Annotated in this window: 12 protein-coding genes; 5 read left to right on the top strand and 7 right to left on the bottom strand. The window is 71.7% G+C overall.

What is annotated here, in order from left to right:
* Positions 1-105: 105 nt before the first annotated feature.
* The 5 genes from ACWGKJ_RS29790 to ACWGKJ_RS29770 form a co-directional block, all read right to left on the bottom strand.
* On the bottom strand, positions 106-972 hold the full coding sequence (locus ACWGKJ_RS29790) for a putative protein N(5)-glutamine methyltransferase (protein WP_385027363.1): 867 nt from the start codon (positions 970-972) through the stop codon (positions 106-108).
* A 352-nt stretch (positions 973-1,324) separates the two neighbouring features.
* Positions 1,325-2,713, bottom strand: a complete 1,389-nt coding sequence (locus ACWGKJ_RS29785) for an alpha-amylase (RefSeq protein WP_385027360.1) — start codon at positions 2,711-2,713, stop codon at positions 1,325-1,327.
* A 254-nt stretch (positions 2,714-2,967) separates the two neighbouring features.
* The gene (locus ACWGKJ_RS29780) at positions 2,968-3,834 is read right to left on the bottom strand and encodes an Fpg/Nei family DNA glycosylase (protein ID WP_385027358.1); all 867 of its coding nucleotides are present in this window, start codon (positions 3,832-3,834) and stop codon (positions 2,968-2,970) included.
* Positions 3,835-4,069: 235 nt separating this feature from the next.
* Positions 4,070-4,441: a nuclear transport factor 2 family protein gene (locus tag ACWGKJ_RS29775; RefSeq protein WP_385027355.1), complete on the bottom strand. Its 372-nt coding sequence runs from the start codon at positions 4,439-4,441 to the stop codon at positions 4,070-4,072.
* A gap of 182 nt (positions 4,442-4,623) precedes the next feature.
* A complete protein-coding gene (locus ACWGKJ_RS29770; RefSeq protein ID WP_385027352.1) occupies positions 4,624-5,325 on the bottom strand; it encodes a nucleotidyltransferase domain-containing protein in 702 nt (233 codons plus the stop codon).
* A gap of 318 nt (positions 5,326-5,643) precedes the next feature.
* On the opposite strand from ACWGKJ_RS29770, the gene ACWGKJ_RS29765 reads away from it, so the two are divergent.
* Entirely contained in the window at positions 5,644-7,608 is a 1,965-nt protein-coding gene (locus ACWGKJ_RS29765) for an N-acetylmuramoyl-L-alanine amidase (RefSeq protein WP_385027349.1), read from the top strand.
* Positions 7,609-7,814: 206 nt separating this feature from the next.
* On the top strand, positions 7,815-8,318 hold the full coding sequence (locus tag ACWGKJ_RS29760; RefSeq protein ID WP_385027346.1) for a DinB family protein: 504 nt from the start codon (positions 7,815-7,817) through the stop codon (positions 8,316-8,318).
* 41 nt (positions 8,319-8,359) lie between these two features.
* Here ACWGKJ_RS29760 and ACWGKJ_RS29755 read toward each other — a convergent pair whose 3' ends face one another.
* Together ACWGKJ_RS29755 and ACWGKJ_RS29750 are read right to left on the bottom strand one after the other, a co-directional pair.
* A complete protein-coding gene (locus ACWGKJ_RS29755; RefSeq protein ID WP_385027343.1) occupies positions 8,360-9,031 on the bottom strand; it encodes a response regulator transcription factor in 672 nt (223 codons plus the stop codon).
* Positions 9,028-11,118 carry a sensor histidine kinase gene (locus ACWGKJ_RS29750; protein ID WP_385027340.1) on the bottom strand — a complete coding sequence of 697 codons (2,091 nt, stop codon included), beginning with the start codon at positions 11,116-11,118 and terminating at the stop codon, positions 9,028-9,030. Before ACWGKJ_RS29750 ends, ACWGKJ_RS29755 begins: the two co-directional genes overlap by 4 nt.
* 212 nt (positions 11,119-11,330) lie before the next feature.
* Between ACWGKJ_RS29750 and ACWGKJ_RS29745 the strand changes: the two genes are divergently transcribed.
* The 3 genes from ACWGKJ_RS29745 to ACWGKJ_RS29735 all read left to right on the top strand — a co-directional run bounded on the left by ACWGKJ_RS29745 (position 11,331) and on the right by ACWGKJ_RS29735 (position 14,952).
* Positions 11,331-12,758 carry a GntP family permease gene (locus ACWGKJ_RS29745; RefSeq protein ID WP_453315867.1) on the top strand — a complete coding sequence of 476 codons (1,428 nt, stop codon included), beginning with the start codon at positions 11,331-11,333 and terminating at the stop codon, positions 12,756-12,758.
* A 158-nt stretch (positions 12,759-12,916) separates the two neighbouring features.
* Positions 12,917-13,663, top strand: a complete 747-nt coding sequence (locus ACWGKJ_RS29740; protein WP_385032983.1) for a FadR/GntR family transcriptional regulator — start codon at positions 12,917-12,919, stop codon at positions 13,661-13,663.
* Positions 13,660-14,952: a CynX/NimT family MFS transporter gene (locus ACWGKJ_RS29735; protein ID WP_385032979.1), complete on the top strand. Its 1,293-nt coding sequence runs from the start codon at positions 13,660-13,662 to the stop codon at positions 14,950-14,952. Before ACWGKJ_RS29740 ends, ACWGKJ_RS29735 begins: the two co-directional genes overlap by 4 nt.
* Positions 14,953-15,114 lie beyond the last annotated feature (162 nt).

Raw genomic sequence — 15,114 nt, 5'->3', positions numbered from 1 at the left:
CTCGGTCCCTGTCCCGGCGTCTCCGTATCACCGGCCGAACGGCTGCTCCCGCACGGCCGCCTGGAGAGCGCGGCCCGGCCCCCGGACCGGGGACCGGGCCGCGCGTCAGTCCGTACCGCGTGTCCCGATCACCACCGTGGCATACCGCTCCGCGCAGTCGGCCACGCGTGCGGACAGCCCGCCCCCGGTGACCGTCCGTACGGCTGCGGGCGCCTGCCGTTCGCTGGTCTCGAAGAGCAGATGGCCGCCGGGTGCCAGCCAGGGCAGCGCGTCCGCGGTCACCCGTCGCAGTACGTCGAGACCGTCCGCGCCCCCGTCGAGCGCGACCCGCGCCTCGTGCACCCGGGCCTCGGCGGGCAGCAGCTCGATCTCCTCGGTGGGTACGTAGGGCACATTGGCCAGCAGGATGTCGACGCGCCCGCGCAGCGACCGGGGCAGCGGGCCGTAGAGATCGCCCTCGTACACCCGGCCCCCGGCAGCGGCGACGTTGCGGCGGGCGCAGCGTACGGCGGCCGGGTCGACGTCGGCGGCGTGCAGTTCGGCTCCGTCCAGCGCGGCGGCGAGCGCCGCACCCAGGGCCCCCGAGCCGCAGCACAGGTCGACCACGACGGCCCCGGGCGGAGCGAGCGCGACCGCCCGCTCGACCAGGAACTCGGTGCGCCGGCGGGGTACGAAGACCCCGGGGTCCACCGCCACCCGCAGCCCGCAGAACTCGGCCCAGCCCAGCACATGTTCGAGCGGGAGCCCCAGGACGCGCCGGTCGACCATGGCGGCCAGTTCGGCGGGGTCCCGGGCGGTGGAGACAAGCAGCTCCGCCTCGTCCTCGGCGAAGACGCACCCCGCGGCCCGGAGCGTGGTGACGACGGCGGAGAGCGGCAGGGGCGGCTGAGGGGTCTGGGGTTCCTGGAGCGCCGGGGGTTCGTGGGGTGTCTGAGGCGACTGGGGCGGGAGCGGCGACGGTGAGACCGGCATGTGAGCCTTTCGGGATACCTGTGGGGCTCCCTCGGTCACCTGAGTCAGATGAACCGCACGGCCGTGAGGGGGAGCGCCCGGCCTGCAACAGCGGTAATGGGGCTCACCTCCTCGGTACGGTCCACGGGCGTGGGGAGGGCAACAGTACATGAGCGCCACCGGGCGACGCCCGGCCCTGACCGGCAGGGCACCGCCGGCGGAACGGGCTCCTTGCCGAAGTCGCCGCGTCTGTCGCCCTCCTGGCAGCGGGGCGGGGCGGGGCGGGGCGGGGCGGCGCGGACAGCCGGGGAGGGGCCGGCCGCGCCGCCCTGCCGGGGACCGCGGGCGTGCGGGGGTTACGACGTGGTGGGGGTTACGACGTGGCGGCGGTGTCCAGTGCGAGGACGCCCTTGGCCGGGACCGTCGCGGTGACCTTGCCGTCGTCCCTTACCGTCACCGTGTTGCCCGCGCAGTCGTCCGCCGACGCCTTGGCGACGTTGCAGTAGGTGCCGCCGGGCAGTGAGGTGGTGAACGTCTGCTGGAGGTCGCCGTCCCCGTCGTTCAGGGCGACGAAGCCCTTGGAGCCGCGTCCGAAGGCGATGGCGCTGCCCTGCGCCCACCAGTCGGTCAGGGCCGCGTCGCCGACGGCGTTGTGGAAGCCGACCATCCCGGTGATCTCCGGGTCCGCGTGCATATCGGTCCAGCCGTCACTGCCGCTGGGCGGTCCCGCGTCCTTGTCGGACCACTCGTAACCGGAGAAGACGTTCGGCGAACCGTAGGGGTGCGCCAGCATGAAGGCGTTGGCGAGCTTGTACGTGTCGCCGTCCTTGTAGCTGAGCGTCGAGCCATTGCGCTCGGTGTCCCAGTTGTCGACGAACGTGGTGGCCTGGTCACCGGCGAGCTTCCCGTCCGCGATGTTCTGCAGACCGCCGAGGTCACCGCCCTGGAAGGCGCTCTTGATGTGGGTGCCGTAGCGGAACTCGTCGACGTCACCGAGACCCGTGTACTCCTCGGGCTGTACGGCCTCCCCGCTGCCGTAGATGACCTCGGAGACCCAGAACCCGGGGTCGGCCATCTTGTCCCTGATGCCCTGGAGGTCAGCCGCGGCCATGTGCTTCGCCGCGTCGATACGGAACCCGTCGACGCCCATCTTCCGCAGGCCGCTGAGGTATCCCGCGATGGTGGACCGTACGTAGTCGCTGCCGGTGTCGAGGTCGGCCAGCCCCACCAGTTCGCAGGTCTGGACGTTCTCGCGGTTGGTGTAGTCGCTGATGTCCTGGCGGCAGGTGTGGAAGTCCGCGTCGCTGTAGGTGCCCGGGTAGTCGTACTTGCTGTACTGCGTGCCGCCGGTCCCGGTGCCTGACCCGGACGACATGTGGTTGATGACCGCGTCCGCGATCACCTTGACACCGGCCGCGTGGCACGCGCTCACCATGGACTGGAACGCGTCGGCGTCCCCGAGCCGTCCGGCGATCCGGTAGCTCACCGGCTGGTACGAGGTCCACCACTGGGGACCGGCGATGTGCTCGGTGGCGGGCGAGACCTCGACGTAGCCGTAACCGGCGGGCCCGAGCGAGTCGGTGCAGATCTTGCCGACGTCCGCGTACGGGCGCTCGAAGAGGGTGGCGGTGACGGTCCGGTCGCCGGGAGGCGCGGCCTGCGCCTGCTGGGCCTGCCAGGGGGAGAGGGCGAGCAGGCCGCCGGCGGCCATGACGCCGGCCATGACCCCGGTCATGGACGTGCCGATCAGACGGTTGCGCATCGTTGCGGCTCCTTCGTCGTACGGGCAGTGCGGTGTCCCGGGGCGGCCGGGTGCGGACGGCCGCCGTGGGGGGAGACGGAGAGGAGCCTGCCGTTAAGGCATGAGCACTTCAAGAGATTGCGCAAAACTTTCCTGCAACTTGCAGAAATTTCTTACGGGTTGAGGTGCGGGTGGCTGTGGCCCGCATGAGTGGTGTGCGGCCGACGGATTACCGGGCGGGGCGGTCGCGGACCGGTGGACGAGCTCCGCCGCCGCTACTTCAGCAGCCGGGACATCCGCCGGTCCGCCAGGATCCTGCCGCCGGTCTGGCAGGTGGGGCAGTACTGCATCGAGGAGTCGCTGTAGGAGACCTCGCGGATGGTGTCCCCGCAGACGGGGCACGGCTCGCCCGCGCGCCCGTGCACGCGCAGCCCGCTCTTCTTCTCGGCCTTCAGGCTGCGCAGCGCCAGCCCGCTGGAGCGCTCCACCGCCTCGCCGAGCGTCGTCCCGATCGCCTCGTACACCCCGGCCACCTCTTCGTCGGAGAGCTTGGCGGCCAGCCGGAACGGCGACATCCGGGCCGTGTGCAGGATCTCGTCCGAGTAGGCGTTGCCGATCCCGGCGATGACACTCTGGTCGCGCAGCACGCCCTTGATCTGGCGGCGCTCGCCCTCCAGCAGACCCGTGAAGGCGGCCAGGGTGAAGGAGTCGGCGAGGGGGTCGGGCCCCAGGCGCGCGACACCCGGCACCTCCAGGGGGTCCCGGACCACGTGGACCGCCAGTCGTTTCTGCGTACCGGCCTCGGTGACGTCGAATCCCGCGCCCTCCGGCCCGTCCAGCCCGACCCGGAGCGCGAGCGGGCCCTTGCCGGGCCGGGGCGGCGCTTCCGGCAGATGCTCGCTCCAGCGGACCCACCCCGCCCTGGCGAGATGCATGACCAGGTGCACCCCGCCGATTTCGAGGTCGAGGAACTTGCCGTGCCTGGTCACACGGTCGAACGACTGCCCCACGAGCGCGGTGAGGGGCGGATCGTAGGTCTTGAGCGCGTGGATGGCGACCGGGTGGACACGGGCGACGGTACGGCCGACGACGTGCTCGCCCAGGAACCGGGTGAGGGACTCGACCTCCGGCAATTCAGGCATAACGCTATTCTGCCTCGCATCGGCCGGACGGGTCCGCATGAGGGCCAGCGGGTCCGCTTGAGGCCCCTCCGCTTCATGCCGGCGGGTCCGCTTCAGGATGGCCGGGTCTGCTTCAGGCCCGGCCGGCCTCTCCCGGGCGTCCCACCAGTCCCGCCCGTCCCGCCCGCGTCCTCCGGCTTCCGCCCGCGCCCCCGCTCCCGCTCCCGGCGGGCCACGCTTGTCCCGCCCGCGCCCCTCAGGCCGCGGGGACGCGGTCCAGGAAGCCGTGCACCGTACGGATGCGGCCGTCCTCCGCGAGTGCGATCACGTCGAACCCCGCGACGGGCGCCGACCCATCGGCCCGCGACACCAGCTCCCAGCCGAAGCGGGCGATGCCGTGGTGGCCGTCGACGGTCCCGGTCCTGCGGAACTCGAAGCCGGGGAACTGCTCCCCGGCCGCCGTGATCACCGCCGCGATCCCGTCGTGCCCGGAGACATCGGCCAGCGGGTCGGTATAGCTGCCGTCCTCGGTCCAGGCGGCGGCCACGGCCCTGGCGGTCTCCGCCGGGCGCCCGGCGGCGTTCCACGCCTCGAAGTAACGGTCGACAGCGGTCTCGTGCACGGACATGGTGAATCAGCCTCCGGCAGGTCGTACGGACGGTTGGTCCCGGGGCCCGGGAGGAGTACGCCTCCCGGGTCCCGGATGACCTCAGCCTGCCGTGCGGGCGCGGAGGGGTCGATTACGTCCGGGGTAATGGTGGGCCGGACCGGGTACACCGTCTGCTCGGACAACGTCGCGAGCACGTCCGGCTAACGCATGCCGCCCCCGCGGTGCCCCCCGGCAGGCGGAGTGGCGCGCCGCAGGGCCGTCAGCCAGCTGTGGCCGGGGTGAGCCCGGGTCAGGAAATTCTCCAGGGCTGCCCGTTGGGCTGCGGAGAGCAGCGGGAGAGTGGCGGTGAAGTCCTGCTCGTCCTTGGGACGGGTGCGTGCGGCCTTGAAGAGCAGCACCAACTCCGGTGCGAGATAGGGAATTCCACTCGGCGTATGCCGGATCACCGCGGAGTACGGCAGCCGGATCGCCGGATCGCGGCGGCAGATCCAGGTGTCCCCGTCGTGCGGCTCGCGGAAGACGTCGAGCAGGTACGCCCCGGTGGCGCGGTCGCGCAGCCAGGTCTGATGGGTCGCCTCCAGTACGCCGGCCGAAGGCGCCTCCCAGATGCGTCCGGATCCGACCGCGTCGAACGCGAACCCGCCCCGCGAGTGACCGCCGGTGAGGCGCTCGCGGATCTCGGGGAACCGGCCCGCCGGTACCGCGATCTCGATGTCGTCGTGCTCCCGGCTCTGCTCACCCCGGAACAGGTCCAGCGCCCACCCCGCTGCGACGTACCAGGGCGCGGTGAGCCCGGAGAGGAGCGAGGCCACCTGCTCCGGGCGCCAGCACTCCGCCCACCGTGCGTCGATCTCCTCCGGGGCCACCACGACACCACCGGGGGGAATCTGTTCGGACGTCATCCCGCCAACCTACCGGCGCCACGCACCCCACCCCGCCCCCGAGGAATGTGAACCCGGGGTTCCGGATCCGGAGTCCGCGTGAAACTTTGCTGAGGGAACGGCTCCGGTTCTTCACCCCGTCATGTGAAACTGACAAACTGAATGATCAGATGGCGCCGGGATACCGAAAACCGTCTCCGCTCGGGAGACCCCACTCGCTTCGGTGTGCCTGAGCAGGCCCCGTGCGCCACCCCCCACCCTCCCCGGAGTGCGCCGGGGCGAAGCGAAAGCCGCCCCGCCGAACGCGCTCCGGGGTCAGTTGCACGGAAGGAACACCCCTTGCACAAGCGAAAAGGGAAGCGATGGCTGCCGGCGGCCGTCCTCGGCGGCACCCTGGCCGCAGGAGCCCTCGCTTTCCTGCCTGCCATCGCCCAGGCGGGAGACGAGGACGACGCGAAGCAGCCGACCGCGCAGGCCGACTTCACCGCGGCCGCCGCGGAGTTCAAGGTCCCGGTCTCCGTCCTCCAGGGCGTGGCGCACCAGGAGTCCGGCTGGCAGCAGCACACCGGTTACAGCGACACCGGCGGCTGGGGCCTGATGAACCTCACCGATGTGACCTCGCGGATGGTCGAGGGCGGCGCGGCCGGCGCGTCGGGCCGCTCCGATCTGACCTCCTTCACCGACCACCCCGAACTGCACACCCTGCGGACCGCCGCGAAGCTGACCGGCATCCCGGCCGACCGGCTCCAGCACAACCGGAGGGACAACATCCGAGGCGGGGCCGCCCTGCTCGCCTCGTACCAGAAGCAGCTCACCGGCAGCACGTCCGCCGACCCCTCGCAGTGGACCGCGGCCATCGCCAAGTACAGCCGGATGTCTGACCGCAAGGCGGCCACGTCGTACGTACACGACGTGTTCGCCACCATCGAGTCGGGCGGTAAGCGGAAGGCCACCGCGCCCGCCGGATCGAAGGCCGCAGTCGCGTCCACCGGTCCCGCCACCGGGGTCACCCTGCATGCCGTGCCGTCGGCGAAGCCGGTCACCGGGCAGCTGAGCAAGCTCCGCCTCAAGGACACCTCGTCCCCGCAGGCCGAGTGCCCGGCGTCGATGGACTGCAAGTTCGTTGCCGCGGACCCGTCCAACGGCCAGGTGTCCGACCGGCCCGCCAACGGCATAAAGATCAACCAGATCATCATCCACACCACCGAGGGCTCCTACGACGAGGCCATCAAGACCTTCCAGACCCCGGGTGGCGCCTCGGCGCAGTACGTGATGCGGTCGTCGGACGGTGCGGTCACCCAGATGGTGGCCAACAAGGACATCGCGTTCGGTGACGGAAACTACGACAGCAATCTGCACGCCGTCCAGATCGAGCACGAGGGCTTCTCGGCACACGGCGCCGACTGGTACACCACGGCGGCGTACGAGCAGACGGCCAAGCTGGTGAAGTACCTCGCGGACAAGTACGACATCCCGCTGGACCGCCAGCACATCCTGGGCCACGACAACGTCCCGGGACCGTCCGACTCCACCCTGGCGGGCATGCACTGGGACCCGGCCAACGGCTGGGACTGGACGCGCTTCATGGAGCTGCTCGGCGCACCGTTCGACCAGGGCGCCCGTGGCGTGGCACCCGTCGGGTCCGCCGTGACCATCACCCCCGGGTTCAGCGAGAACAAGCAGACGTACACCGTCTGCCCCGCGGACGACCCGACCGGTGCGGCCAAGAGCTGCACGCCGGTGACCGAGCCGTCGAGCGCTCTGTTCGTGCGCAGCGCCCCGAGCGACGACGCCCCGCTCGTCCTCGACCCGGTCGTCCACTCGGACCCCGCGGCCAAGGGCGGCACCGACGGTGTCAGCGACTGGAGCGACACCGTCCAGGCCGGGCAGCAGTTCGTCGTCGCCGGGCAGCAGGGTGACTGGACGGCGATCTGGTACGACGGCCAGAAGGGCTGGATCCACAACCCCGGTGGCAGCAACACCACGCCCGCCCCGGGCGCCCGGATCATCAAGTCCGCCGGTACGACCGCTGCCCCCGTGTACGGCACGGCCTACCCGGACGCGTCCGAGTACCCGTCCGGACTCTCCCCGTCCAAGCAGGCGCCGCTGACGGCGAAGAACTACGCGATCCCGGCCGGCCAGGCCTATGTGGCGGCCCAACCGCCGCTGGGCAGCGCGGACTTCTTCCCCACGGGCGGAAAGGTGGTCACCGGGGCCAAGAAGTACTACACGGTCCAGTTCAACCACCGGTACATCCTGGTCAACTCGGCCGATGTCACGGAGACGCGTACGGTGCGCCACTGACGTACGCAGAGCGAGCCGCCCCCACGGGTGGCGCGGGCGCTGCTGCCGGGGCCAACACCCCTGGCGGCAGCGCCCGTCCGGCGTTCCGGGCCGACATCCCCGCACCGCTTCGCACCGCGCCGGGCCGGGCACCCTCACACCGCTTCGGGCCGCACGCACGATGAAATCCGAAGACTCCTCCCGTGCCCCTGGGCTAGCGTCGCCGGATGACGACCGACCGGCGGTTCTCGCCTCCTACCGAACGCGACGCCCTGTGCGGGTTCCTCGACGGGCAGCGTGCGGCCCTCGCCCGTAAAGTCACGGGTGTCTCCGACACGGACGCCCGCGCTACCCCGACCGCGAGTGCGCTTTCGCTGCTGGGCATTCTCAAGCACTGCGCGCTGTGGGAGCGCCGGTGGTTCCTGATCATCGCGGCCGGTGAGATCTTCCCCGGCGAGTGGCCGCTCAACGGGGAACAGGACACCGACCTGGAGGACTTCCGCGTCGATGAACGCGACACGGTGGAGCGGTGGCTGGCCATCTACGAGGAGCGGTCCGCCGCGTCGAGGAAGGCGGTCGCCGGCATGGATCTGGACGCCCCGTGCGGCTGGCCGCAGGCCGCTGACCGGAATCTGCGCTGGGTGCTCCTGCACATGATCGAGGAGACCGCCCGGCACGCGGGTCACGCGGACATCATCCGCGAAACCCTCGACGGCAGTTCCGGCACCTGACTTGACCTGCCCCCCCGGCCCGCCGTGTCCGGCCAGGGCGCTCACGGCATCCGGTACTCCTGCTCGGGGCGCCCGGTCGCCCCGTAGCGCAGCTTCATCCTCAGCAGGCCGCTGGTGACCAGTCCCGCGAGGTAGCGCTGTGCGGTGGCGCGCGAGACGCCGATGAGCGAGCCGACCTCTCCCGCCGACAGCGGGGACGCCGAACCCCGTACCGCAGCGAGCACCGCGTCGCCGGTCACCGTACGGGCGGCAGGCGGGCGGGCCGTACGGGTGGCCGCCGGACTCCGCAGCGCCGCGTACGCGCTCTCGACCGCGCCCTGGTCGACGGTCTCGGTGCCGGTCAGCTGGCGGAAGCGGGCGTAGCCGTGCAGCTTCTCGGCCAGCAGTTCCGGGGTGAACGGCTTGACCAGATACGCGAGTGCGCCCGCCGACACCGCGCGTCGCACGGTCGCCCCCTCGGTGGCCGCGCTCAGGACGAAGGCGTCGCACTCCAGGCGGCCCAGCAGATCGAGCCCGGAACCGTCGGGCAGATAAAGGTCGATCAGCGCCAGGTCCACGGGCGTACCGGCGGCGGCCCGGAGCGCTGTCCCGGCGGAGTTCGCGGTGCTGACGGCGCGGAAGCCCGGTACCCCGTCGACCAGCGACGCATGGATCCCGGCCACCCGGAAGTCGTCGTCGACGACCAGGACGGAGTACGGCTCGCGCTCGGTCATCGGCCTGCCTCGTCCCCGGCCCCTGGACGGTCCACTCCGGGCCCGGCCCGGTGGACCTCGTCGGTCGTGTGGGCTCCGGTTGCCTGGGCCCCGCTCACGTCACCCTCGCTCACGTAACCCTCAGCCACTTCTGCTGCCGCTTCCGTCACTTCACTCACTTCACCCACTCCGGACACTTCAACTCCTCCGGTTCCCGCCGTCCCTGATCCGTCCCCCTCGCTCTCCGTCCCGATGACCCCCGGCAGCCGGGCCACGAACACGGCGCCGCCCGAGACCCGGCCCTGCTCAGCCCCGCCCTGGCCGGAATCCGACGGATCGCCGTACTCGCTCCGAGGCCCACCAGGCCCACCGGGCCCCCGAGCCGTGGACGCACCGTCCGCCCCCGGCGACCCGGTCCCGGCAGGCGGGCCGCCGCGCTCCGCGAGATGGATGTCGCCGCCCCTGACCCGGGCGATCTGGCGCGCCAGTGCCAGCCCGATACCCCGGCCGCCCACCGCCGCCGTGTGGTCCTTGGTCGACATGCCCTCGCGGAACACGTCGTCGGCGGGCCCGTCCGGAACGCCGTCGCCGGAGTCGGCGACCGTGATGAGGAGGGTGCCGTCCTCGGTCATCAGCTCCACCTCGACGAGGGAGGGGGAGCGCGCGCCGTCCCGGGCGGCGTCGACCGCGTTGTCGACCAGATTGCCGAACACCGTGGTGACATCGACCGGCGCTGTCACGGTCCCGTCGGCCCAGGTCGCCCCGCCGATCACCAGCGTCACCCCGCTCTCCCGGGCCTGGGCCGCCTTCGCGGACAGAAAGGCCCTCATGTAGGAGTCGTGGACCGCGTCGAGACCGGGCAGCGCCCCGCCCGGCGGGCCCGTGCCGAGCAGGGTGCCGATGTACTCGGCCGTCTCCGCGAGGTGACCGCCGTGGGCCAGCGCGGAGACCACATGCAGCCGGTTGGCGAATTCGTGGCGCTGGGCGCGCAGCGCCGAACTCATCGCCTGGACCGCGTCGAGCTGGCGGGTCAGCGACTCGACATCGGTGCGGTCCTGAACGGTCAGCAGCGTGCCGAGATCCCGCCCGTCACGTACGACCCGCCGCGACGAGAGCACGAGGACCCGTTCGCCGACCGCTGCCATGACCGGGCTGCCCACCGGCGTACGGATCGTCGCCAGCACCCGCGGTGTCAGTCCCAGCGAATCGACGGACCGCCCCGGCCGGGCCCGGGTCGCCAGCAGCCGGCGTGCCTCGTCGTTGACCACGGTGACCGTCCCGCCGTTGTCCACGGCGAGCACCCCCTCCCCGATCCCGTGCAGGACGGCCTCCTGCTCCTGCACCAGACCGGCCAGCTCCTCCGGTTCCAGGCCCAGCGTCAGCCGCTTCCACCGCCGCGCCAGCAGCGCCGACGCGCCGATCCCGAGCAGCAGGGCGACGATCAGCCAGCCGAGCCCGCCCAGGAGTACGCGCACCAGCTGCGCCCGTACGTCGGACACGGCGACACCCGCGTTGGCCTCGCCGACGACCCGGTGCGAGCCCGGCGCGTACACCGGGACCTTCGCGACCACCTCGTGGCCGAGATACGCGTGGTCCCTGGCCAGCACCTCATGGCCGGAGAGGGCGCCGCTCGGGTCGGTGCTCACCCTTCTGCCCAGCTGGGAGCGTTCCGGGTGGGCGAGCCTGATGCCCCGGTCGTCGGTGACCACCACGAACAGCGAACCCGTCCTGGTACGGGCGGCCTCGGCCGCCGTCTGGACCGGCCCGGCGGCGAGCGTCCCGCGCGGGGTGTCCGCGGCCCCGCCGCCCGGCCGGGCGTTGGCCGCGGAGTACTGGGCAGCTCCGCGCCGGACTGCGGGCTGGGCGGCGACCGTACGGGCCACGGCGAGCGCGCGCAGCTGGTACTCGTGCACGAGCCGGTGCTCGTTGGAGTACGCGAAGGCACCGAACGCGGCAGCCAGGGTCACCGCGACGACCGCGCACTGCAACAACAGCACCTGAGTGCGCAGCCGCAGTCGCATCCGCAGCCGGGACCGTCCGCCGCCCCGCGAGCGCGCGGAGAGCCGCCGGGCGGACGGCCGCCGGGCGGACGGTTCGAAGAATCTCACCCCGCCGACGGTAACCGGCGCCGCCCCGTGCACAGAATGCGCAGAAAGCGCGGATCAGGGCTTACGCGGGTTGCGCGCAGAACCTGGAGAGCAGTGGCAGCCGCCGGATAGCTTCCGCCCGGGACACAACGAGCCGCACCAGGAGTTCTCTTGCTGAAGATACCGCGCCCCGGACCACGGGCCCGTTCCTGTCGCACCCGCGGGGGCCGGCTGTGACGGGGCACACCTGGACGCTGCTGATCATTCTGGCGGCGGCCATCGCCGCGCTGATCACGCTGATCAACTCACGGCTGCGCTTCCACCCCTTCGTGGCGCTGATGACCGTATCGATCGGTGTCGCGCTGGCCGCGGGGCAGCCCGTGGCGAAGATCGCGGAGTCGCTGGAGTCGGGCGCGGGCGGGATCCTCGGCAACGTCGGTGTGACCCTGGCCTTCGGCGCCATGCTGGGCAGGCTGCTGTCGGGATCGGGCGCCACGGACAAGATCGCCCGCCTGATCGTCGACCGGTCCGGTGAACGCTCCCTGCCCTGGTACATGGCGGGCGCCGCCTTCATCATCGGCATCCCGATGTTCTTCGAGATCGGGCTGATCGTGCTGCTTCCGCTGATCTTCAGCGTGGCCCGGCGCCTCCAGGACACCCACCAGGTCAAGGGCTCCCCGTACGTCTTCCTCGCCACCCCGGCCATCGCCGCTCTGTCGACCCTGCACGGCATGGTGGCGCCGCACCCGGGCCCGCTGGTCGCGGTGGAGGGCCTGCACGCCAACCTGGGCATCACGATCGTGGTCGGCCTGGTCTGCGCGATCCCGACGATCATCATCGCCGGTCCGGTGTACGGCCGGTGGATAGCGCCGCGTCTCGACGTCCGCCCCGACCCGGAACTGGTCGCCAAGTTCACCGGTTCCGAACGGCCCGACGGCGCCCCGGGCGGAGCCGTCGACGGCCCCGCCGCCGACGGCTCCGCCCCTCCCGTCAACAAGGTCCGTACCGGCTGGGCGCTGACCGCCGTGCTCGTCCCGGTGGTCCTGATGCTGCTGCGCACCCTCGCGGAGCTGGCGTACGACGAGTCGAGCCCCGTACGGCATGTGCTGACCTTCACGGGCGAGCCGGTGATCGCCATGCTCGCGGGCTTCCTCTTCGCGCTCTTCGCACTCGGCTACCGCAGCGACATGACGCCCGACGCGATCCGTTCGTCCCTGACCGACAGCCTCAAGGCGGTGGCGGGCATCCTCCTGATCATCGCGGGCGGCGGCGCGTTCAACCAGGTCCTGGAGGACTCGGGGATCGGCAAGGCCGTCGAGTCGGCCGCGTCGGGACTGCATGTCAACGTCCTGGTCCTGGGCTGGCTGCTGGCTCTGCTCCTGTCCTTCTCGACGGGCTCGGCCACCGTGGGAATCGTCGCGGCGACGGGCATCCTGGCCCCGCTGGCGGAGTCCGGCAGCAGTCTGCACACCGCCCTGCTCGTGGTCGCGATCGGAGCGGGCTCGATCGGCCTCAACTACGTGAACCACGCGGGCTTCTGGCTGGTGAAGGAGTCCTTCGGCATGTCGCTCGGCCAGGCGACGAAATCACATACGGCGATCCAGACGATCGTGAGCGTCTGCGGCCTGCTGATGGCCCTGCTGATCTCGGTGGTCGCCTGAACGCCGGATCCCACACCGGCTTGCCGCACACCGGAAGGTGACACGCAGAAGGACCGAGGGCCGCCGCCCGTCATCCGGGCGGCGGCCCTTTCGCGGCCCCTCTCCCGCCCCACACCCATGGGATATTCAAATGTCTGATGTTTGTGTACGCTGCTTCCATGAAGCGCATCAGCACACCGCGACGGACGGCAAGCCTGTCCGCGCAGCTCGTGGACAGTCTCCGCTCGCACATCGAGGCGGGCGGATGGCCGGTGGGAACACGCATCCCGCCGGAGCAGGCCCTCATCGAGGAGCTGGGGGTCGGGCGCAGCACGCTGCGGGAGGCGCTCGGCGCGCTCGTACATCTGGGCCTGCTGGAAGCCCGGGTCGGGGACGGCACCTATGTCCGCGCTTCGAGCGAGCTCCAGTCGGTCATGGTGCGGCGAGCGAGTTCCGCACAGCGGGACAACGTGCTCGAACTGCGTACCGTCCTTGAGGAGTACGCATCGGGGGCCGCCGCGCTGCGCCGCAGCGAGGACCAACTGCACCAGCTGAGAGATCTGTTGGACGACGCCGACGCGGCCTGCGCCGGTGAGGACGCGTCCGCGGCCAGGAACGTCGACGCGCTGTTCCACCGGACCGTCGTCCGGGCGAGCGGAAACGACCTCCTGATCGAGGTCTACGACTATCTCGGTACGGCGCTCACCTCCTCGCTGGGCGGACTGCCCTGGGACACCGCGGGAGCCGAGGAACACGCCGGCCTGCACAGGCGGCTCGTCCACGCGATCGAGGCCCAGGACGAGAACGGCGCCCGAGACGCGGCGGCAGCGATCGTCCGGCTCACCGGCGACCATGTGGCCGAGGCGCCGGGAGCGTCGGAGCAGGCATCGGAGGAAACGGCAGAGGAAGCGGCGGACGGACGGTGAGCGAAGTGAGCGAGGAGGCATCTCCGATATCCGGCAGGCCCGAGGCCGCCGGAGAGTCTGAGGCCGGCAACACCCGGCGCGCCGAGGCCGCCGGAGTGCCTGAGGCCGGCAACACCCGGCGCGCCGTGTCCATCGGCTTCGTCGTCGCGATCTGCCTCGTAGCGGCGAACCTCCGTACCAGCCTCACCGGTGTCGGCACGCTGCTGCCCGCGATCGAGCACGGCAGCGGCCTGACCGCGAGCTGGGGCGGGCTGCTGAGCACTCTCCCGCTGCTGACCTTCGCCGCGACCTCACCCCTGGTGGCGCGGGCCTCCCACCGCTTCGGCACCGCACGTCTGCTGGTGGCAGCACTCGGCGCGCTGACCGTCGGCACCGTGGTCCGGTCGGTTCCCTCCGTGGTCTGCCTGTTCGCCGGGACCGTGATCCTCTCCGCGGCCATCGCGTTCGGCAATGTGCTGCTGCCCGCTCTGATCAGGCGGAGCGTGCCCGCGCACCGTATTCAGGGCGTCAGCGCCCTCTACGTCACCGTCATGGGCGTCACCGCCGCCGTCTCCTCCGGGATCTCCGCGCCGCTCTCCCACACCCTGCCGGGTTCCTGGCACACCGCTCTCGCCTGGGGCGCCGCCTTCACCGTCGTGGCGTTCCTCGTCTGGCTGCCCCGGACGCGGGGCGACAAGCCACCGGTGTCCACCGGCGGGACCCACAGCCCCGTGCCCTGGCGGTCGCGGCTCGCCTGGCAGGTCACCTTCTTCATGGGCCTGCAGTCCCTGGCCTTCTACACCGCCGTCGCGTGGCTGCCCAGCATCCTGGTCGACCGCGGCACGAGCAGCACCACGGCGGGATGGATGCTCTTCTCCTACCAGGTGGTGTCCCTGGCCGCCAGCAGCCTCCTGCCCCTGCTCACCCGGGGCCGGCACGACCAGCGCTGGATCGCGGCCGGGGCCTCCGTCCTCGTGGCAGGCGGCTTCACCGTACTGGTCGCGGCCCCCGCGCTCTCCGTCCTGGCGTGCACCCTGCTCGGACTCGGCGGCGGCGCGTGCCTTGTCCTCGCGCTCACCTTCCAGAGCCAGCGCGCCGGCACCTCCGGCGAAGCCGCCGCGCTGGCGGGTATGGCGCAGTCCATCGGCTACCTCGTAGCGGCGGCCGGGCCCCTGCTCCTCGGCATCCTGCACGACATCACGAGCAGCTGGACGCTTCCGCTCGTCGCCCTGGTCGTCCTCAGCCTTGCCATGACAGGCGCCGGATACGGGGCGGGGCGCGACCGCCATGTGAGCCGCACCGCCCGCTGACCGACGTGCACGGCCCGGGCGGCACACGGTCCGGGCAGCCCCGCCCCCTCAGCAGCCGGCCGCCGGCCCGTCTTCCCTTGCCCGTACATACGAATGCCCGGACGTACGGATTCCCCAGATGACCATGGATCCGAGACCGCAGCCTCACGGCCGCAGAGGAGA

The organism is Streptomyces sp. NPDC054757, from assembly GCF_053612185.1.
Note: the sequence above shows the minus strand (reverse complement) of the source record. Positions and strands in the feature narration are given on the sequence as shown.